The organism is Stappia indica (assembly GCF_020177335.1).
In the GTDB taxonomy this organism is placed as follows: Bacteria; Pseudomonadota; Alphaproteobacteria; order Rhizobiales; family Stappiaceae; genus Stappia; species Stappia indica_B.
The window spans coordinates 146,412-165,968 of record NZ_JAIVMG010000003.1 but is presented as its reverse complement, the minus strand read 5'-3'; the positions used below and the strand labels follow the sequence as shown (position 1 = coordinate 165,968).

The window sequence follows — 19,557 nt, the reverse complement described above, 5'->3', positions numbered from 1 at the left end:
CAATCGGCTCCTCTTTATACCCGGTTCAACCAGACGGTCACGCCCTGTCAGGCCTCAATCAGGGTAAAGGGTAAACCGGGTCGCGCGGATCGCCCGACGGCTCGGCCACACGGTAGACCACCAGCGTTTCCAGCGGCACGCCGGCAACGGAGCGGACCAGCTCGGCCACACGCTCGACCTTACCAAAGCGCGCTGCGAGCGCCTCCGCCCCCGGATCGCGCCGTGCCTCGGCGACGAACAGCGCCGGCTGCCGGGCCGTTTCGGAGGCCAGGTCCGGCTGCATCACGTAACGGATCCGCTCGGTGACCTGCTCCACCGGCAAGACACCGCGCAGGGTGAAGGCAAGTTGCCCGTTGAGGCCATAGGCCTGCGTGGCGATCCAGCGCGCGTCGTGGTGCCTCGCCAGATCGGTCAGCGCCGCGCCGATTTCCGGCCAGCCACGGGTCTGGAAGGTTGGGTCCTTGCGCGCCAGCGCGCCGGTCAGCGGACTCACCGCATGCACATAGACCAGCAGCGACACCGCAAGGCCAAGCGGCACGGCAACGAGGGCACAGCCGCGCCACAGCCGGGCAAGGCGCTGCGGCGGTGCGCTCGCGACCAGTGCCGCCATCATCACCAGCGCCGGGAACAGCGGCGCCGGCCAGTTGCCCTGCACGCGGGCATGGAAGCTATGGAAGACGAGATAGGCAAGGAACGGCAGGCTGGTCCAGATCAGCAACCCGGCCGCCGCCTCCCCCTTGATGGTGCCAAGGATCATCCGCCCCGCGCCAATCACCGCCAGCACCGCGATCAGCGGGTTGAGCAGCCCGGCCAGCGCGCCGATGAACTCCAGCAGGTATTTCAGCGTCCAGCCATGGGGCACGGCCCGGCCGAACTGCTTGATGAAGGAGGCCCATTGGTGATCGGCGTTCCACAGCACCACCGGCAGCACGATCAACAGCGCCAGCGCCCCGCCGGCCCAGAGCTGCCAGGACCGCCACCAGCGACGCGCATCGGGCACCAAGAGCAGCCAGAGAACGATGCCCGCGCCGAGAAACAGCACTGAATATTTGGAGGCAAGGCCGAGGCCGGCGAAAAGGCCGACCGCCAGCCACCAATTGGCGTTGCCGCCCTTGGTCAGTTCCGCCAGCGCCCAGATGGTCAGGCCCCAGAACAGCACCGAGGGCGCATCGGGCGTGGCAATCAGGCTGCCGATGCCGATCAGAAGCGTTGTGTTGAACAGGACCACGGTCCAGCCGGCGGTGGTGCGGCCGAACAAAAGCGCCGCCGTGCGCCACAGGGCCAGCGAGCCGAGCGCACCGGACAAGACGCCGATGATGCGGATGCCAAGGGCGGTGTCGCCGGCAAGCCATTGGCCGAGCCAGATCCACCAGCCGATCATCGGCGGGTGATCATAGTAGCCTGCGGCCGGATGAAGGCCCCAGAGCCGGTAATAGGCCTCGTCCTCGGCGAGACCGGAGGAGGCGGCGACGACAAGCCGCAACAGCGTCAGGACGACAACCAGCGCGACGAGCAGCCCCGGCCTCAGCCAGCGCGGCACGTCCACGCCTTCCGCCGCGCCGCCTCGTGCTTCACCGTTCCGGCCCGGCATGCGCGCGCCCGTCATCGGCTCAGGCCTTGCGCCAGGTCAGCACGGAGCTGGCGGCATAGTTCCAGACCGCGCCCATCACCGCGCCGGCGGCGCCGGCAATGCCGGTCATCAGCCGTCCGGCGTTTTCCTCATAGACCAGCGTCGCCACGCCCACATTGGCGATGACGCCGAAGCTGCACACCAGATAGAAGCTGAGCAGCCCGCGCAGGGCGCGCCAGCCCTTCAGCCGCCGGTCGCGGTAGGTCAGCCGGTTGTTGAGATAGAAATTCGTGGTCATCGCCACGAAGGTCGCCGCCGTCTGCGCGCTCTGGAACTCAAGACCGAGCAGTTCCAGCCCGCCGAACAGCGCCAGCATGTGCACCACCACACCGGAGGCGCCGACCATCATGAACATCAGGAAGCGGACGGAAACGAAATCGCCGACAAGCTTGGACAAGAGCAGACCCAGGAAATCGAGGGCGACAAGGGTGTCGAGCTTGCTTTGCCCGTGCAGCCTTTCGCGGAACACATAGGGAAGTTCGGCGATGCGCAATTCGCCGCGGGCGCTGGCGGCGATATCGAGCAGGATCTTGAACCCTTGCGCCGACAACCTCGGCGCCAGACGCTCCACTTCCCGCCGGCGGATCATGAAGAACCCGCTCATCGGATCGCTCAGCTCCACCCGCAACAGCCGGCGCGCCAGCGTATTGGCAAGACCCGACCCGGAGGCGCGCACCGAGGAGAGCCCGTTGCCCACCGCACCGCCTTCCACATGGCGGCTGGCCACCACCAGATCCGCCTCGTCGGCGGAGAGCGTCGCCAGCATCTTCGGCAACAGGGTCTCATCATGCTGAAGATCGGCGTCCATCACCGCGACGAAATCGGCGGAGGACGCCAGCATGCCCTCGATGCAGGCACCGGAGAGCCCGCGCCGCCCCACCCGGCGGATGACCCGCACGCGCGGATCGCGCGCCGCCAGCGCCCGCGCCGCATCCGCCGTGCCGTCGGGGGAATTGTCGTCGACGACGATCACTTCCCAGGCCACGCCGGCCAGCACCTTGTCGAGCCGCTCCACCAGCACCGGCACGTTGTCGCGCTCGTTGAAGGTGGGCAGCACAATGGACAGGGTCGCGGGGGCCAGGGTCGCAGGGGTCGGTGTCGCGGCGGCAAGCGGCGCGGTTCGCGAAGCCACGGATGCGGCCAGTTCAGAGGGTGAAGCGCCGTCGCCCGGCATGGTGTCTCCAGCAAAACTTAAGATCGCGGCGGCGGATCCTGCGGCCGCGAAGACGCGGCGGACCATAGTCGGAACGCCCCGCATTGCAAGTGCCGAGGCGTCGCGGGGGAAGGCCCCTGCCCCAAGGTTCCGCCCCCGCCTTGCCCTTAACGGCTGTTTCGTCTAGGAAACCGGCCTGTCCCGCAATTCTTTCGCGCAACGTGCATCTTCCGGAAATCCGATGGCCAAACCCAAGACGTTCAAGCTCAAGGCCCGCCTGCCGCGCGGCTTTGTCGACCGCTCCGCCGCCGATATTCGCGCCAGCGACGCGATGCTGGCGAAGATCCGGGCGGTCTATGAGCATTATGGCTTCGATCCGGTCGAAACCCCAGCCTTCGAATACACCGACTGCCTCGGCAAGTTCCTGCCCGACACCGACCGGCCCAATGCCGGCGTGTTCTCCGTGCAGGACGACGACGAGCAGTGGATGTCCCTGCGCTACGATCTGACCGCACCGCTGGCTCGGCACGTGGCGGAGAACATCAACGAAATCCAGTTGCCCTACCGCACCTACCGGGCCGGCTGGGTGTTCCGCAACGAAAAGCCCGGCCCCGGCCGGTTCCGTCAGTTCATGCAGTTCGACGCCGACACCATCGGCGCCCCCGGCGTCCAGGCGGATGCGGAAATGTGCATGATGATGGCCGACACCATGGAAGCGCTCGGCATCCCCCGCGGCTCCTATGTCATCCGCGTCAACAACCGCAAGGTGCTCGACGGGGTGATGGAGGCCATCGGTCTGGGCGGCGAGGAGAATGCCGAACGGCGGCTGACCGTGCTCAGGGCCATCGACAAGCTCGACAAGTTCGGCCCCGATGGGGTGCGCCTGCTGCTCGGCGAAGGCCGCAAGGACGAAAGCGGCGACTTCACCAAGGGCGCGGAGCTGGATGGGGAAGCGATCGACCTGATCCTCGGCTATATGGCGGGCACGACCCGGCTCGACACCGAGGGCCAGGCCGAACTTGACCAGATGGCGGAGATCTTCTCCGCCTGCGACTACGACGCGGACCGGATCAAGATCGACCCTTCCGTGGTGCGCGGGCTCGAATACTACACCGGCCCGGTCTATGAGGCCGAGCTGCTGTTCCCCGTCACCAACGAAAAGGGCGAAGTGGTGCAGTTCGGCTCGGTCGGCGGCGGTGGCCGCTATGACGGGCTGGTCAAGCGCTTCACCGGCCGCGACGTGCCGGCCACCGGCTTTTCCATCGGCGTGTCGCGGCTGATGACCGCGCTGAAGAACCTCGGCAAGCTGGGCCGCGAAGAAGTGCTGGCGCCGGTGCTCGTCACCGTCATGGACGGCGGGACCGAGGCCCTCGGCCGCTACCAGAAGATGACCCAGACCCTGCGCGCCGCCGGCATTCGCGCCGAAATGTACCAGGGCAACTGGAAGAAGTTCGGCAACCAGCTCAAATACGCCGACCGGCGCGGCTGCCCGCTGGCGATCATACAGGGCTCGGATGAGCGCGAACAGGGCGTGGTGCAGATCAAGGACCTGATCGAGGGCAAGCGGCTGTCCGGCGAGATCACCGACAATGTCACCTGGCGCGAAAGCCGTCCGGCGCAGGAAACCGTGGCCGAAGGCGACATCGTCGCGGCGGTGACGCGGATGCTGACCGCCCAGGCGGAGGACCGCGACAAGGCATCGGAGAGCGGCGAATGAACGAGACCCGGACCCGCACCGACGGGCTGCGCGAGCTGTTCGCGGAGACCGACTACACCCCGGTCGAGCCGGCGATCCTGCAGCCCTCGCGGGTGTTCCTCGACCTGATCGGCGAGGACATTCGCGGGCGCATGTATCTGTCCGCCGATCAGGCCGGCGAGGAGCTGTGCCTGCGCCCGGACTACACCATTCCGGTCTGCCGCCAGCACATCGCCGATGGCGACCCGGCCCGCGCCGGCCGCTACAGCTATTGCGGCAAGGTGTTCCGCCAGCGGCCCGAGGGCACCGGCGAATTCCTGCAGGCCGGGGTGGAATGCCTCGGGCGCACCGATCTGGAAACCGCGGACGCGGATATCTTCGCCCTCGCCCTGACCGCGCTGGACCGGCTCGGTGTTGCCGAGCCGATGATCCAGATCGGCGACGAGGCGCTGTTCCGGGCGGTGCTCGACGGGCTCGGCCTGCCGGCCGCCTGGCATCGCCGGCTTGGCGATTTGTTCGGCGAACGGGCCGAACTCGATCAGGCGATCGCACGGATGCGCGGCGGTGCACAGGACACCGCCCCCGCCGCCCCGGCGCTGGCCCGGGCGCTGGAAGGGCTCGATCCGGAGGCGGCGCGCGGCGCCGTGGCCGAGCTTCTGGCGCTGACCGGCCTGCGCCCCATCGGCGGGCGGAGCACCGAGGACATCGCCGAGCGGATGCTGGAACAGGCGGCGCTCGCCAGCCACGACGTCACCACCGACCGGGCGGCGGATGTCCTGTCGCGCTTCCTCGACATCTCCGGCACGCCGGAAGAGGCGCTTGCGGCTCTGGAGCGGTTCGCCGCCGACACCGGCCTCGACCTTGCCGCCCCGCTCGCCCGCTTCCGCGACCGGCTGGCGGCGCTCGACGCCCGCGGGATCGCGCTGGACGGCCTGCGGTTTTCCGCCGATTTCGGCCGGCGTCTCGACTATTACACCGGCTTTGTCTTTGAAATACACTCACGGTCCAACCCCGAGGCGGGCCAGTTGATCGGCGGCGGGCGCTACGACAAGCTCCTCGCCCTTCTCGGCGCCGGCGCGCATGTTCCCGCCACCGGCTTTTCCATCTGGCTCGACCGTCTTTGAGGATGTTATGACCGGTTTGATCATCGCCATTCCGTCCAAGGGCCGCCTGCAGGACAACACCCACGCCTTCTTCGCCCGGGCGGGGCTGTCCGTGCGCCAGCCCGGCGGGGCGCGCAACTACCGGGGCCGGCTGGCCGGCTTCGACGGCGTGGAAATCGCCTTCCTCTCCGCCTCGGAAATCGCCCGGGAACTGGCCGCCGGCACCGCCCATCTCGGCGTCACCGGGCTGGATCTGGTGCATGAGACCATCGCCAAGCCGGAGACGGCGGTGCATATCGTCACCCCGCTCGGCTTCGGCCACGCCAATGTGGTGGTCGCCGCGCCCGCCTCGTGGATCGACGTCAACACCATGGCCGATCTCGCCGATGTCGCCTCCGCGTTCCGCGCCAGGCATGGCCGGCGGATGCGGGTCGCGACCAAATACGTTGCGCTGACCCGCGATTTCTTTGCCGCGCATGGCATCGCCGACTACCGCATCGTTGAAAGCGCCGGCGCCACCGAGGGCGCCCCGGCAGCCGGAACCGCCGAACTGATCGTCGACATCACCAGCACCGGCTCGACCCTGACCGCCAATGACCTGAAGGTGCTGGACGACGGCGTGATCCTGAAAAGCGAAGCGCATCTCGTCGCCTCCCTCGCCGCCACCTGGTCGCCGGAGGCGCTGGCCTCGGCCCGGGCGATCCTCGACCGGATCGCGGCGGAGGAGCGCGCACGCGGCGTGCGCGAGATCCGCGCGCTGGTCGCCGCACCGGAGTTCACCGCCCGCAGCGCCGCCGAGCAATATGGCTGCGTCGCCCCCTTCGGCACCCAGGTCGGCCAGCCGCTCCTGCTGCACTGCCCGGCGCAGCACGCCGCCGACTGCGCCAGCCTGTTGCGCGAGCATGGGGCGCCGCATGTCAGCGTCACCACGCTCGACTATGTGTTCGGCACGGCCAATCCGCTCTACGACCCGCTGAGCGCCAAGGTCGGCGGCTAGAGCGATGAGCGATCCGACCGCCCTTTCCGCCCGGGAGCTGTCTACGGCCATCCACGCCCGCCAGCTTTCCTGCCGGGAGGTGATGGCGGCGTTTCTGTCCCGCATCGACGCGCAGAACCCGGCGATCAACGCCATCGTCTCGCTGCGCCCGGCCGAAGAGCTTCTCGCTGAGGCGGAAGCCCGGGACCAGGAGCTGGCGCGCGGCCTGTCGCGCGGCTGGATGCACGGGCTTCCCCATGCGGTGAAGGACCTGTCGATGACCGCCGGGCTGGTGACCAGCATGGGCTCGCCGCTGTTCGCCCGCTTCATCCCCGATGAGGACAGCATCCACGCCGCGCGGATCCGCGCCGCCGGGGCCATCTTCATCGGCAAGACCAACACGCCGGAATTCGGCCTCGGCTCGCACACCTACAACCCGCTGTTCGGCCCGACCCGCAATCCCTACGATCTTGCCCGCAGTGCCGGCGGGTCGAGCGGCGGCGCTGCGGCGGCCCTTGCCGCCCGGCTGGTGCCGGTGGCCGATGGCAGCGACATGATGGGCTCTTTGCGCAATCCCGCCGCCTTCAACAACGTGATCGGCTTTCGCCCCAGCTACGGGCGGGTGCCCGGCGGCCCCGGCCCCGAGCTGTTCATGGACACCATGGCGACCGACGGGCCGATGGCCCGCTCGGTGGATGATCTGGCGATGCTGCTGGCCGTGCAGGCGGGCTACGATCCACGCGCGCCGCAATCGCTCGACGGCGACGGGCAGGAATTCGCCGGAGACCTTCGCGGCAGCGTCAAGGGCATGCGGATCGGCTGGCTCGGCGATTTCGGCGGGCACCTGCCGTTCGAGGACGGCATCCTCGATCTCAACCGCAAGGCGCTCGAGGTTCTGTCGGGACTTGGCGCCCATGTGGAGGAAGCCAGCACCGGCTTTGACATGGAGCGACTGTGGCAAGCCTGGGTGGCCTTGCGCCAGTGGCGGGTGGCGGCCAAGCTGGCCCAGCTCCATGACGACCCGAAAACCCGCGCGCGGCTGAAGCCGGAAGCGATCTGGGAGATCGAGGGCGGCCGGGCGCTGGACATGCAGGCAATCGAGGCAGCTTCGCTCACCCGCAGCGCCTGGCACCGGGCGGTGCTGTCGCTGTTTGGCAAATACGACTATCTCGTCGCACCGAGCGCGCAGGTCTTTCCCTTCGACGTCGATCTCGACTGGCCGAAAGCAATCGCCGGCCGAAAGATGGACACCTATCATCGCTGGATGGAGGTGGTTATCGGCGTCAGCATTCTCGGCCTGCCGGCGATTGCCCTGCCCGCCGGCTTCGGTCCGGGCGGCCTGCCGACCGGCTTCCAGCTGATCGGCCGACCGCGCGACGATCTTGGGCTGCTTACCTGCGCCAAGGCCTATGAGGCGGCCACCGACTGGACCGAGCGGACACCCGGCAACGCCTGAAAAGTCACCTGAACGAAAAAGAGGCCGCTCCGGGGGGACGAGAGCGGCCTCGGGTCCGGCGGTCCGGCATGGGACCTTCCGCGAAACGCGGGATGGAGGCGCGGGGCGGCTGAACCGGGAGGCCGTGCGCCCGCGCGTTTTTCCGAACCTTGCATGAGGCTACGCAAGGGCGGCCCATCTGGATCATCCGGCCTTGCCGCCCGTCTCCCGCCGGTCCCGAAGCGTCGCTCAGGACCGCTTGTCGGCGTAGGCTTCCTCTTCCGCGTAATAGGCGTCGAAGCCGACATGCCGGCGCAGCTCGGCGAAATCGAGCAACGCGGAACCGGGATGCTCGCCCGCCGCCATCACCTGCAGCGCCGAGACCATCGCCTTGGTGGCCGCCGACAGCAGCGTCAGCGGATAGGCGGCCAGCCGATAGCCGATCTGCTCCAGCTCCGCATGGGAGAGCATCGGCGTTGCCCCGCCCTCCACCAGATTGGCCATATGGATGCCAGGCACCTCGCGGCACACCGTCTCCATCTCCTCCACCGACTGGGGCGCCTCGACGAAGAGCAGATCGGCACCGGCCTCGCGGAACAGCCGCGCCCGCTCCAGCGCTTCGTCGAGCCCATGGCCGTGGCGAGCATCGGTGCGGGCGAGGATCAGGATATCGGCGCCGTCCTCGCGCGCATCGACCGCCGCCTTGATCCGGTCGACCGCCTGCACCCGGTCCACCACCAGCTTGCCCCGCGTGTGGCCGCAGCGCTTGGGCGCGAGCTGATCCTCGATCATGATCGCGGCAAAGCCGGCCTGGGCATAGCCCTTCACCGTGCGCTTGACGTTAAGCGCATTGCCATAGCCGGTGTCGCCATCGCCGATCACCAGCGAGGGGGTGGCGGCGCAGACATTGCGCCCCTGATCGACCATCTCGCCATAGGAGATCAGACCGGTATCCGGCGCACCGAGACGGGCGGCGGAGACGGCGAAGCCGGACATGAAGGTGACCGGAAAGCCGGCATCGCCGATCAGCTTTGCCGACAGCCCGTCGAAGCAGCAGGGCATCACCGTCAGCGGCGTGTCGGTGAGATGCGCGCGCAGACGCGCGGCGGGAGAGGTCATCGCGGAGAACCTTTCGGACGAGATTTCGCTAGAACTTGAATGGCAGATAGAGCACCAGATCCGGCCACCAGAAGATGATGAGAACGCTCGACAGCATGATCGCCAGGAACGGCCAGACACCGGCGGAGACTTCGCCCATGCTGGCCTTGCCGACCGCCTGGATCACATAAAGGTTGAGCCCCACTGGCGGGGTGATCAGCGCGCATTCGACCATGATGACGAAGAACACGCCGAACCAGACCGGATCGAGGCCGAGCGCCGTCAGCGCACCGGCCAGGACCGGCACCATGATCAGCATCATCGACAGGGATTCCAGGAAGAGCCCCATCACCAGGAGCACCAGGGCCACCACGGCAACGAACACGCCGGCGGTGGCAATATGCTCCGACAGGGCCATGGAGATGTCCTGCGGGATTCGGTAGAGGGTGATCGCCTTGCCGAACACCTTGGCGCCGGCCACGATCAGGAGGATGGCAACGGTGGTGGTCATCGCCTCCATCACCGCTTCCTTGAACTTCGGCCAGTCGAGCGTGCGCAGCACCAGGCCAACGACCACCAGCGCCCCGAGAAAGCCGACGGCGGCGGCCTCGGTGGGGGTGAAGGCGCCGCCGTAGATGCCCAGGATCACCAGCGCGGCGAGCAGGATGGTCGGCAGCGCGCGCAGGAGCGTGCTGAAGCGCTCATCCCATCCGGCGCGCGGGCTCGGGCGATAGTCGCTGGCAAAGCGGGCGTAGAGCATCGACCAGACAACGAACAGGCCCATCAGCAGAAGGCCCGGACCGACACCGGCGAGGAACAGCGCGATGATCGATTCCTCGGTGATCACCCCGTAGACGATCATCGGGATCGACGGCGGAATGAGAATGCCGAGCGTACCGCCAGCGGCGAGCAGGCCAAGCACGAAGCGGCGCGGATAACCGCGCTCGGTCATCTCCGGAATGGCGACCGTGCCGATGGTCGCGGCGGTGGCGACGGACGAGCCGGAAATCGCCGCGAAGATGCCGCAGGACAGGATCGTCGCCACCGCGAGACCGCCGGGCCAATGGCCGACCCAGGCCTGAACGGCGGCGAACAGATCCCGCCCCACCCCGCCCTTCAAGAGGACATTGGACATCAGCAGGAACAGCGGCACGGCAATCAGCACGAAACTGTCGGCGGAGGACAGGAGCCCCTGCGGCACCATCAACGGCGAGAACCCGCCCAGCGCCAGGAGGAGAAAGCCGAGCCCGGCGAGCGCGAAGGCCACCGGAATACCGGCCAGCAGCAGCGAGAACAGGCCGGCGAGAATGAAGAGAGTGGTCATGGCGGTCCGTCAATGCTCCACGCGCGGGGCCGGACGGTCGTTCACGCCGTTGATCGCGACACGCGCCGCCTCGATCAGGGCCTGCACCGCCAGCAGGGAAAAGCAGATCGGCAGGGCAGCCTCCGCCCACCAGGCCGGCAGGTCGAGCATCGAGCCGGTGGTCCGCGCCCTCTCGAAGGAATCCAGGGCGATGCCGCCGCCAAGGTAGACGACGATGATGCCGAGCGCGGCGATGAACAGCAGGGCGAGGATTTCCTGCATCTGCCGGGCGCGGGGCGACAGACGGTCGGTCAGGAGCGTGATGGTGATGTGCTGGCGCCGGTGCAGCAGCAGCGCGGCGCCGGCGAAGGTGGCCCAGACCAGGAGCAGGCGCGACAGCTCCTCCGCCCAGATCGTCGGTGCGACGAACAGATAGCGCATGAAAACCTCGTAGCCGAGCATCAGCGCGGTGACGAAATAGGCCCAGCCGGCAAAGGTACCGGCAAGGGCCGACAGGCGGTCGACCAGTCGGGTCATCGGGCATTCCATGAAGAATGCCGGAACGGGCGACCCGTTCCGGCGGTTGCACGTGCTTTTCGAGATGGCTCAGTTCTGGAGCGCGCGGGCCGCGTCGAGAACCTTCTGGCCAAGCTCGCCCGCATCGGCGGCGAACTGGTCGTAGACCGGCTGGGCGGAGGCCTTCCACACCTCGATTTCCTCGGCGGTCGGGGTGTAGATGGTCATGCCGTTGTCGGCCGACATCTTGATGGCTTCCGCCTCAATCGCCGACATCTTGTCACGCACGTCCTTTTCCGCGGCCAGCGCGGCTTCGCCGATCCAGGCGCGATGCTGATCGGACAGGCCCTTCCAGAAGTCCTCGTTGACGACGACGACGAATTCCACATCGGCGTTGTTGGTCAGGGTGATGGTGTCCATCACCTCCCACAGACGGCGGCTCTTGACGCCGGAGACGCCGGTCATGCCGATGTCGACGGTGCCGCGCTGATAGGCGATATACTGCTCGGAGCCGGAAATCAGCGTCGGCGCGCCGCCCGCGGCCTTGACCCATTCGCCCAGGGTCTTGCCGAAGACGCGCACCTTCTTGCCGGCAAGATCGGCCGGGGTCTTGATCGGGCCGCCATTGGACAGAAGCACGGAGCCGCCATAGGCCTGCCACCACAACACGCGGCTGCCGGTGTCCAGAATCGCCTCGTCCAGCGGCCCGCGCACAGGGCTGCCCGGCGCCACGGCCTTGCGCACCAGCTCCTCGCTGTTGAGCAGGAACGGCATGTAGAACAGATCCACCGCCGGCACGTCGCCGACATAGCGGGTGAGCGAGACAACGCCCATCTCGATGGCGCCGGAGCCGACCGCCTGCGGGACTTCCTTGTCCTTGTAGAGCTGGGCGGAATCATAGATCTCGACGGCGACCTCACCGTTGGACACCGCCTCGACCTTCTCCTTGAACACCAGAAGGTTCTGGCCGAGATGGCTCTTCATCGGCAGCTGCAGGGTGATCCGCAAGGTGGTCTGTTCGGCCAACGCGGCGGAAACGGTCATGGCCAGGCCGGCAGCCAGGCCGGCGGCGAATCGAGCGAGTTTCATCGTTGTCTCCCCAAGGGTCCGCGTCGAACCGCGTCCCTGTTGTTTTTTCAGCGAAAAGACGCATGGCCACCGCGCTGTCGCCGGTCGCCCGCCCCATCGCCTATCGCGCGGTGATTTAACCGGTTGAACCGGGCTCGCGCAACGTCACGCCCCACCAAAAAAGGCAATTGCCCGGAGAAGCCGCTCAGGTGGGCCGCACGAAGGCGCCGCGCGCCGCCTCCACCTCGTCCCGGACGCAGCAGCCCTCCAGATGGTCGTTGACCATGCCCATGGCCTGCATGAAGGCATAGACGGTGGTCGGTCCGACGAAGCTCCAGCCGCGCCGTTTCAGGTCCTTCGACAGGGCGGTGGACACCGCCGTCTTGCCGAGCTTCGACAAGGTCGCATGGTCGCACCGCTCCGGCCGGTCTTCCCTGCCCGGCTCCCAGCTCCAGAAATAGGCGGCCAGCGAGCCCTTCTCCGCGACCAGTTCCCGGGCCCGGCGGGCGTTGTTGATCACCGACACGATCTTGCCGCGATGACGGACGATGCCGGCATCGGCAACGCAGCGCTCGATATCGGCGTCGGTGAACTCCGCCACCTGGTTGAAATCGAAACCGCTGAAAGCGGCGCGGAAATTCTCCCGCTTGCGCAGGATCGTCAGCCAGGAAAGCCCCGACTGAAACCCTTCGAGACAGATCTTCTCGAACAGACGGCGGTCGTCCGCGACCGGGCGGCCCCACTCCGTGTCGTGATAGGCGAGATAGTCCGGCAGGTTGCCATGCCACCAGCAGCGCGACCGGCCATCCTCTCCAGCGATGATCCCCTCAGGCAATTCCGACATTCGCCAATCCTTCCAAATCCGCGTACCACCGTCCCGGAGCCGAGAAGGATCCGGGGCGGCACACACAAATGTTCCTTGTTTGTTCATAATACCCGATCCGCGGGAAAGCGGAACCGGCACCCTCGCGGATCTGGGGAAAATGAGCGGCCCGCGCCGCGATCAGGCGAACAGCGCGTCGATATCGTCCTGGCTGGCAACGCCCTCGTCGGCTTCCAGCGCCGGCCCGTGCAGCAATGCCGCATCGCCGGCCTTCGGCGGCTGGCGATCCGGCTCGATGCTCTTGAAGCTCTCGATCCCGCCCCAGATTTCCATCATGCGGATGATCCGGTCCTCGACGAAGCGGAGCGTGCCGATCACCTTGGTGATGCGCTGGCCGGTCAGATCCTGGAAGTTGCACGCCTCGAAGATCTTGACCACCCGGTCCTGGATATCGCCGGCCAGCTCCGCATCCTGCCCCGACAGGCGGGCGCCCAGGGTATTGGCGGTCTCGTCGATGAATTCGGCGGCCGACAGAATGCCCTCGGTGGCCCCTTCCGTGCCCATCACCACCGCATCCAGCTCATTGGTGACCCGCACCATGTCCTGGCTTTCCGCCCCGGTGGTGTTGTGCAGGGTGGCGATTTCCCGCTTGGTCTTGGCGATCGCCTCGTAGATCGAATCGAGCTCCGCCTTGAGTTTGACCGCCTCGCCCAGCTCCGCCTTGAACTGGGCCAGAACATGCTCGCCGATCTCTTCGCTCGGGCGAATCATCTCCTTGATCGCGGCGATTTCCGACATCAGCTCCTGATGATGGCGATCGTCCGCGGCGGCTGCCGGCGCCCCGTCGTTGCGGGTTTGCTGCAGCAGGCGCTCCGCCCGGAAAGCTCGTTTCGTGGCCATCATCTCGGTAATCGTCTCCACATGTCGGTCTGTGGGCTGTGCGACATCTCCAGCAAGGGTATAAGGGCCGAGATTTAAGGAATTGTTCCCGCATCTGAAATAGATGCGGACGACGGGCTGTTTCGCGATCGAGACAGTTCATCGTTCCGCATTCGCGGGGGATTGAGTATTGTCACATCATCGAACATCGCGGATCCACCCGATCCGGCAGCTGGAAGCTCCCTGTGCGCCGTTTCAAATCGCCCTTCGCCTCTCTGATTGCCTGCGCTTTTCTTCTGATGAGCGTGCTGCTCACCGGGCAGGCCAGGGCCGCGCCCTATACCTTTTCGACCGAGGAACTGGTCAACGGCTTCATGAAGACGGTGTTCGGGCTTGAGTACCGCTCGTGGAGCTGGCAGCCCTATCTGGTCAAGAAATACGTCGGCCCGGTGCGCTTTTACGTTCACAATCTGGCGCGCAAGAACCGCCGGCCGATGGTCTACGGCTTCATCAAGACCATTGGGCGCGACATCCACGGCCTGTCGACCATGGTGGTCGCCTCCCCAGAGGAAGCCAATTTCATCGTCTATGTGGTCGACCGCGACCAGTATGACGATGTGGTCCGCCGCTATATCTACAAGGATCCGAAGGCCGATGTGCCTGGCCGCTGCCTCGTGCGGGTCGCCTCCGACAGCCGGGGCATTTCCCGCTCCACGGCGGTGATCGTCTCCGACGAGGGCAACTTCCTGTTCCGCCGTTGCCTGGTGGAAGAGCTCCTGCAGGGGCTCGGCCCCATGAACGACGACCCGGACCTGGCCCACTCGGTGTTCAACGACCGCTCGCGCCACAGCCGGTTCACCGCCTTCGACAAGTATATCCTCAACATGCTGTATCACCGCCGGATCAAGCCCGGGATGCGGCCGAAGGAGGTGGAGCCGATGCTGCCCTCGATCGTGCGCGAGATCCGGCCGCTGGTGCGCTGACCCCGGTCCGGGCCGGACCGCTCAGGACACGCCGGTTTGCAAGGCGCGGCAAAGCGTTAACCCTTTTCGGCAACCGAACGCTAACCACGCGGCCAGATTCCCGAAAAGGTGCCCTCGCCGATTCATGATTGACAGTTTCTTTCGCCCTATCGTTGCCTATCGCGGATTGAGAATGCACCGGCTTTCGCCGATGCGCGCAAGAGAGCAGGCCCACCGGCAGTCCGGCCGGCAGGGCCCCTCACGCAGTTCCGGTCCGCTGTTCAGTCCGACGAAGAGGTTGCGAGTACGTCGATGATGCGAAACCGTGCAATTGCCCTCGCCCTGGCGCTGTTGATTGGCCCGGCCCTGCTGCCGGCGGCGGCCGACTACCAGAGCCGCGTGTCCGCTCCGCCATTGCTGCTGAGCCCGGACCTGACCGAACCCTGGGTGCTGCAACTGCGGCCCGACCGCCGCGCGGTACGCCCGCGCGTCACCACCCGGCCAATCACGGCGCCCCCGCGTGCCAGTCGCTACAGCGCGGTGCGCCCGCAAGCGACCGCCAAACGTCGCGTGAAACGCAGCATCGACCCGCGTTTCCTGCCCACCACCGTTGCCTATGACGGCAAGCACAAACCGGGCTCGATCGTCATCGACACGCGCGAGCGCTACCTCTATCTGGTCGAGCCGGGCGGCTTCGCCAAACGCTACGGGGTCGGCGTCGGACGTCCGGGCTTCGAATGGGCCGGCAAGCACAAGGTCACCCGCAAGGCGGAATGGCCGGACTGGCGCCCCCCTGCGGAGATGCGCAAGCGGCAACCCAATCTGCCGAGCTTCGTCGCCGGCGGTCCGAAGAACCCGCTCGGCGCCCGCGCTCTTTACCTCGGCTCGACGCTCTACCGGATCCACGGCTCGAACGAACCCTGGACCATCGGCAGGGCGGTCTCCTCCGGATGTATTCGCATGCGCAACGAAGACGTGATCGACCTTTATGGCCGGGTCCCGGTGGGGGCGAGCGTGCACGTCATCTGACATCCGCTCCCTGCCGCCCCCATAGCCGCTTCCCCGCGGAACTTCCAAACCCGGCCTCGCGCCGGGTTCATCCCCCGCCAAAGAGCAACAGCACCTCCCGCGTTATCAACGCATTGAGGTCAATTCACCTCTCACTCCTGCATTCAGAATGACGGTGATCTTGCCCACGATGGCGGTTCGGCTCTCCGATCCCGGCTCGGGGGCCGGGATGACGCCGATCTTTGAGGCGGCAGCTTCTACCATGCGGCCGTTGCCCAGCTCTCTGCGTCTTCCCGGGCAAGCGTCAGCGCGACCCGGGATCGGCGAGCCGGAAGAACCGCGTTTGGAATAAACCGGTGCCGGAAAGTTTTGTCTCGCTGATCCCCGATCACCGCACGGCAACATCCGGGGGGACACCTCTTGCGGGCTTTGCCATCAAACTCATCCCGGCCTCGCGCCGGGTTTTCTTCGTTTTGATCTCCTCTTGCCTCCGCCGCGCTGTTGACATTGTCAAAATTAACTATATTCGCTAGGGGCCCTTGGCGGATCCCCTTGATCGGCCAAGCCATATCTTGGGGGAGAGGGATGGCGAACAAGACGAACCGCGACACCCGGCCTTCGGCACGAGAGGTCCGGGCCACCCTGGCCGCCTTGCTGGAAACTCCGCCTCTGGCCCGCTCGCCCAAGGTCAGCAGCCTCTTGACCTACCTGGTCTCCGCCAAGCTTGAGGGGACAGCGGAGGACCTGACGGAAACAGCCATCGCCGGCGCGGTGTTCGATCAACACGAGAGCTTCAATCCGCGCAGCAATCCGATTGTCCGGGTCAACGCCTCACGGCTGCGCAATCTATTGAAGGCGTACTATGCGGGCGCCGGCGCCGGTGACGCGATCCAGATCCGACTTGCCGATATCGGCTATGAACCGGTGTTCAGCGGCGCCGCACCCGCTGCGGATACGAACGCGGATGCGGATGCGGAACAGAGCGTCGCGCCGCAAACGACACCGACCGATACGGCGCTGCCGCAGTCGACAACGCCCCCCGCAGACCCGGCACCGGCGACCGCCACCGCTCCAAACGGAGAGCCGGCCCCTTCCGCGATCACAGAAACACACGAGGCGCCGCCTGAAGCAGCGCCCGAGGCGCCGTCAGGCCTGCGCCAGCGGTTGCGGGCGCCGGCCTCCACCGCGCTGGTGCTGGGGACGGCTCTTGCCGCCGTGCTGACCTCCATCGTCTATATCCATGTGGCCCTCCAGTTCGCGCAGGAGCGCCCGGCGCTGACCGTCACCACCGCCACCGCCGCCCCGGACTGAGACGGAGAGCCGCCGGCACATTCCTTCTTCCCGCTATTCCGCCGCCGGACGTTGGCGCGCCAGCGCTTCTGGCACGGGCCCGCCATGGGCCCAGTCGAGCAGCTCCACCGTATGCACGACCGGCAGATCCGTACCGCCGCCGATCTGCGTCATGCAGCCGATGTTGCCGGTGGCGATCAGATCCGGCTGGGTGGTCTCGATATTGGCGACCTTCCGATCACGCAGGCGCCGGGCAAGTTCCGGCTGCAGGATGTTGTAGGTGCCGGCCGAGCCGCAGCACAGATGCCCTTCGGGAATATCGCGCAAGGCAAAGCCTGCCGCCGCCAGCAGCTCCTTCGGCTCGCGGGTGATCTTCTGTCCATGCTGCATGGAGCAGGCGGAGTGATAGGCCACCGTCAGGCCGACGGGCGCGGCCGGGGCGGGAAGCTCCAGCGTTGTCAGATACTCCGTCACGTCGCGGGCCAGCGCCGAGACCCGCGCCGCCTTCTCCGCATAGGCCGGGTCAAGCCGCAGCATGAAGCCGTAATCCTTGATGGTGGTGCCGCAGCCGGAGGCGGTGACAAGGATCGCATCGAGCCCTTCACCCTCAATCTCGCGCATCCAGGCATCGACATTGCGCCGCGCCGCGTCCAGCGCCGGCTCCTCCTTGCCCAGATGATGCACCAGCGCGCCGCAGCAGCCCTCGCCCGCCGGCAACACCACCTCGATGCCAGCGCGGGTGAGAAGGCGGATCGCCGCCGCGTTGATTCCGGGAGCAAGCACCGGCTGGGCACAGCCGGTGAGCATGGCAACCCGCCCCTTGCGCCCCGTCCCGGCCTCCGCCGGAAACTGCCCCGGCGCCGTCATCCTTGAGCGGGCGGGAATGCGCGCAGGCGCCAGCTCCAGCATCGCCCCCATCCGCCGGAATGGCCCGCCAAAAGCGCCGACAAGCCCCGCCAACGGCCGTGCCAGACGGGCAGCTCGCAGCGCCAGCCGGAAGCGGCCGGGATCGGGCAGCACGGCGGCGAGCATGCCCCGGATCAACCGGTCCGTGAGTGGGCGCCGGTAGGTCTTTTCGATATGCACCCGCGCGTGGTCGACCAGATGCATGTAGTGCACGCCCGAGGGACAGGTGGTCATGCAGGAGAGGCAGGACAGGCAGCGGTCGATATGCTTGACCGTGCGCGCATCCGCCGGCCTGTCATTCTCCAGCATGTCCTTTATCAGGTAGATGCGCCCGCGCGGGCTGTCGAGTTCATCGCCCAGGAGAGCGAAGGTCGGGCAGGTGGCGGTGCAGAAGCCGCAATGCACGCATTTGCGCAGGATCGCTTCCGCTTCCGCCACATGCGGATCGGCCAGTTGGTGAATGGAAAAATTGGTCTGCATCCTCAGCCCCCAGCAACCATGCGGCCAGGGTTCAACACCCCATGCGGATCGAATTGCTCTTTCAGCCGTGCGGCCAGCGCGGCCAGCGGACCGGGCTGCGGCTGGAACACATCGCTTACCGCGCGCACCGGCTCGGGCGCGCGCATCAAGGTGGCATGTCCGCCGCCGGCGCGGACGACGGCGGCACGCACCTCCTGCGCCCGTGGGTCATCCCCCGGCAGCGCCAGCCAGACGAGACCGCCGGACCAGTCGAGATAGCTCGCCCCGCCCAACCGGCCCGCCAGATCCCCGGCAAAGCCCGCGCCGGCGGTGGGCGCCAGCGACACGCGCCAGACCATGTCATCGCTCTCGGCGAAGGGCTTCACGTCGCGGATCGCCAACCAGAGGCGGCACGAAGCGTCCGCCTCGATCCGCTCGACCGCACCATGCTCGGCGAGCAGCCGGCGCAGGGTCTCGAACCGGTAATCCACCGAGGGGCCGAAGCCCTCCAGCCGCAACAGCGTCGCCGCCCCGGTGAGGCCGGCAGCGTCTTCGCCGCAGCTCTCGACCACTCCGGCCGGAAGATGGGCGGCGGCGGAAACCTCCGCCGAGGAGCCCAGCGCCGCCGTCATCGCCGCGGTTGCCGCCGCACCATCCAGCCCGCGCAACAGGACGCTCGCCTCGGTCTCGGCCCGGGGCAGCACCTTGAGGGTGATCCGCGTGGCCACTGCCAGCGACCCCCAGGAGCCGCAGAGCGCGCGCGGCAGGTCATAACCGGTGACGTTCTTGACCACCCGCCCGCCGGACTTGAACTTCTCGCCGCGTCCGGAAATCGCCTCAAGGCCCAGGATGTGATCGCGGGCGGCCCCATGCTTCAGCCGCTTCGAACCGGAAAGGTTCGCGGCAATCACCCCGCCGATGGTGCCATCGCCCGCCGGCCCGCCCAGCAAGGGGCCATAGTCCATCGGATCGAACGCCAGTTCCTGACCGTTGTCGGCGACCAGCCGCTCCACCTCGGCGATTGGCGTGCCGGCCAGAACGGTCAGCACCAGTTCGTCCGGTTCGTACATTTCCACCCCGGAAAGGCGCGACAGGTCGAGCCTGTGGCCCGCCTGGACCGGCCGGCCCAGCGCCCGTTTCGAACCCCGGCCGACGATCTCCAGCGGTTCGTGTTCGGCCGCCGCCCAGCGCACGATATCGCGCGCGTCTTCCGCCGTTTCCGGCATGAACCTGTCAGACATTCCTCAGGTCT

At 67.2% G+C, this 19,557-nt stretch carries 17 protein-coding genes; 7 read left to right on the top strand and 10 right to left on the bottom strand.

Annotated features, from left to right (window positions below; all coding sequences use genetic code 11):
- Positions 1 to 58 precede the first annotated feature (58 nt).
- Complete coding sequence (locus LC062_RS05105) at positions 59 to 1,591, bottom strand: glycosyltransferase family 39 protein (RefSeq protein WP_224909959.1); 1,533 nt, start codon at positions 1,589 to 1,591, stop codon at positions 59 to 61.
- 19 nt (positions 1,592 to 1,610) lie between these two features.
- On the bottom strand, positions 1,611 to 2,762 hold the full coding sequence (locus tag LC062_RS05100) for a glycosyltransferase family 2 protein (RefSeq protein WP_224909958.1): 1,152 nt from the start codon (positions 2,760 to 2,762) through the stop codon (positions 1,611 to 1,613).
- Positions 2,763 to 3,024: 262 nt separating this feature from the next.
- On the opposite strand from LC062_RS05100, the gene hisS reads away from it, so the two are divergent.
- Genes hisS through LC062_RS05080 form a run of 4 tightly spaced genes read left to right on the top strand, consistent with a single transcriptional unit; the run spans position 3,025 to position 8,014 of the window.
- Positions 3,025 to 4,500, top strand: coding sequence for a histidine--tRNA ligase (gene hisS, locus LC062_RS05095; RefSeq protein WP_224909957.1), 1,476 nt, complete (start codon positions 3,025 to 3,027; stop codon positions 4,498 to 4,500).
- Positions 4,497 to 5,603: an ATP phosphoribosyltransferase regulatory subunit gene (locus LC062_RS05090; protein ID WP_224909956.1), complete on the top strand. Its 1,107-nt coding sequence runs from the start codon at positions 4,497 to 4,499 to the stop codon at positions 5,601 to 5,603. Before hisS ends, LC062_RS05090 begins: the two co-directional genes overlap by 4 nt.
- 7 nt (positions 5,604 to 5,610) lie before the next feature.
- Entirely contained in the window at positions 5,611 to 6,579 is a 969-nt protein-coding gene (hisG, locus tag LC062_RS05085; RefSeq protein ID WP_224909955.1) for an ATP phosphoribosyltransferase, read from the top strand.
- A 4-nt stretch (positions 6,580 to 6,583) separates the two neighbouring features.
- Positions 6,584 to 8,014: an amidase gene (locus tag LC062_RS05080; RefSeq protein WP_224909954.1), complete on the top strand. Its 1,431-nt coding sequence runs from the start codon at positions 6,584 to 6,586 to the stop codon at positions 8,012 to 8,014.
- Positions 8,015 to 8,242: 228 nt separating this feature from the next.
- Here the strand turns inward: LC062_RS05080 and LC062_RS05075 are convergent, their stop codons facing one another.
- From LC062_RS05075 to LC062_RS05050, 6 genes are all read right to left on the bottom strand, one after another.
- Positions 8,243 to 9,112: an isocitrate lyase/PEP mutase family protein gene (locus tag LC062_RS05075; RefSeq protein WP_181760262.1), complete on the bottom strand. Its 870-nt coding sequence runs from the start codon at positions 9,110 to 9,112 to the stop codon at positions 8,243 to 8,245.
- Between the two features lie 28 nt (positions 9,113 to 9,140).
- On the bottom strand, positions 9,141 to 10,415 hold the full coding sequence (locus tag LC062_RS05070) for a TRAP transporter large permease (protein ID WP_224909953.1): 1,275 nt from the start codon (positions 10,413 to 10,415) through the stop codon (positions 9,141 to 9,143).
- A gap of 9 nt (positions 10,416 to 10,424) precedes the next feature.
- Positions 10,425 to 10,931, bottom strand: coding sequence for a TRAP transporter small permease (locus tag LC062_RS05065; protein WP_224909952.1), 507 nt, complete (start codon positions 10,929 to 10,931; stop codon positions 10,425 to 10,427).
- 69 nt (positions 10,932 to 11,000) lie between these two features.
- Positions 11,001 to 11,999: a TRAP transporter substrate-binding protein gene (locus LC062_RS05060; protein ID WP_224909951.1), complete on the bottom strand. Its 999-nt coding sequence runs from the start codon at positions 11,997 to 11,999 to the stop codon at positions 11,001 to 11,003.
- A 184-nt stretch (positions 12,000 to 12,183) separates the two neighbouring features.
- Positions 12,184 to 12,822, bottom strand: a complete 639-nt coding sequence (locus LC062_RS05055; protein ID WP_224909950.1) for a DNA-3-methyladenine glycosylase I — start codon at positions 12,820 to 12,822, stop codon at positions 12,184 to 12,186.
- A 159-nt stretch (positions 12,823 to 12,981) separates the two neighbouring features.
- Positions 12,982 to 13,704, bottom strand: a complete 723-nt coding sequence (locus LC062_RS05050) for a protein phosphatase CheZ (RefSeq protein WP_224909949.1) — start codon at positions 13,702 to 13,704, stop codon at positions 12,982 to 12,984.
- A 221-nt stretch (positions 13,705 to 13,925) separates the two neighbouring features.
- On the opposite strand from LC062_RS05050, the gene LC062_RS05045 reads away from it, so the two are divergent.
- The 3 genes from LC062_RS05045 to LC062_RS05035 all read left to right on the top strand — a co-directional run bounded on the left by LC062_RS05045 (position 13,926) and on the right by LC062_RS05035 (position 16,961).
- Positions 13,926 to 14,663 (top strand): DUF2927 domain-containing protein, encoded by a 738-nt coding sequence (locus tag LC062_RS05045; protein ID WP_224909948.1) that lies wholly within the window; start codon positions 13,926 to 13,928, stop codon positions 14,661 to 14,663.
- 294 nt (positions 14,664 to 14,957) lie between these two features.
- A complete protein-coding gene (locus tag LC062_RS05040) occupies positions 14,958 to 15,671 on the top strand; it encodes a L,D-transpeptidase (protein WP_224910319.1) in 714 nt (237 codons plus the stop codon).
- 564 nt (positions 15,672 to 16,235) lie between these two features.
- On the top strand, positions 16,236 to 16,961 hold the full coding sequence (locus LC062_RS05035; protein WP_224909947.1) for a hypothetical protein: 726 nt from the start codon (positions 16,236 to 16,238) through the stop codon (positions 16,959 to 16,961).
- A 33-nt stretch (positions 16,962 to 16,994) separates the two neighbouring features.
- On the opposite strand, the gene glcF is transcribed toward LC062_RS05035, so the two are convergent.
- Both glcF and LC062_RS05025 read right to left on the bottom strand, forming a co-directional pair.
- Entirely contained in the window at positions 16,995 to 18,326 is a 1,332-nt protein-coding gene (gene glcF / locus LC062_RS05030; protein WP_224909946.1) for a glycolate oxidase subunit GlcF, read from the bottom strand.
- 2 nt (positions 18,327 to 18,328) lie between these two features.
- Positions 18,329 to 19,546: an FAD-binding protein gene (locus LC062_RS05025; protein ID WP_224909945.1), complete on the bottom strand. Its 1,218-nt coding sequence runs from the start codon at positions 19,544 to 19,546 to the stop codon at positions 18,329 to 18,331.
- Positions 19,547 to 19,557: the final 11 nt, after the last annotated feature.

Coding starts and splice junctions, on each gene's coding strand:
- LC062_RS05105 (WP_224909959.1), bottom strand. CDS start 1,591: ATGCCGGGCCGGAACGGTGAAGCACGAGGCGGCGCGGCGGAAGGCGTG.
- hisS (WP_224909957.1), top strand. CDS start 3,025: ATGGCCAAACCCAAGACGTTCAAGCTCAAGGCCCGCCTGCCGCGCGGC.
- LC062_RS05090 (WP_224909956.1), top strand. CDS start 4,497: ATGAACGAGACCCGGACCCGCACCGACGGGCTGCGCGAGCTGTTCGCG.
- hisG (WP_224909955.1), top strand. CDS start 5,611: ATGACCGGTTTGATCATCGCCATTCCGTCCAAGGGCCGCCTGCAGGAC.
- LC062_RS05080 (WP_224909954.1), top strand. CDS start 6,584: ATGAGCGATCCGACCGCCCTTTCCGCCCGGGAGCTGTCTACGGCCATC.
- LC062_RS05075 (WP_181760262.1), bottom strand. CDS start 9,112: ATGACCTCTCCCGCCGCGCGTCTGCGCGCGCATCTCACCGACACGCCG.
- LC062_RS05070 (WP_224909953.1), bottom strand. CDS start 10,415: ATGACCACTCTCTTCATTCTCGCCGGCCTGTTCTCGCTGCTGCTGGCC.
- LC062_RS05065 (WP_224909952.1), bottom strand. CDS start 10,931: ATGACCCGACTGGTCGACCGCCTGTCGGCCCTTGCCGGTACCTTTGCC.
- LC062_RS05060 (WP_224909951.1), bottom strand. CDS start 11,999: ATGAAACTCGCTCGATTCGCCGCCGGCCTGGCTGCCGGCCTGGCCATG.
- LC062_RS05055 (WP_224909950.1), bottom strand. CDS start 12,822: ATGTCGGAATTGCCTGAGGGGATCATCGCTGGAGAGGATGGCCGGTCG.
- LC062_RS05050 (WP_224909949.1), bottom strand. CDS start 13,704: ATGATGGCCACGAAACGAGCTTTCCGGGCGGAGCGCCTGCTGCAGCAA.
- LC062_RS05040 (WP_224910319.1), top strand. CDS start 14,958: ATGCGAAACCGTGCAATTGCCCTCGCCCTGGCGCTGTTGATTGGCCCG.
- LC062_RS05035 (WP_224909947.1), top strand. CDS start 16,236: ATGGCGAACAAGACGAACCGCGACACCCGGCCTTCGGCACGAGAGGTC.
- glcF (WP_224909946.1), bottom strand. CDS start 18,326: ATGCAGACCAATTTTTCCATTCACCAACTGGCCGATCCGCATGTGGCG.
- LC062_RS05025 (WP_224909945.1), bottom strand. CDS start 19,546: ATGTCTGACAGGTTCATGCCGGAAACGGCGGAAGACGCGCGCGATATC.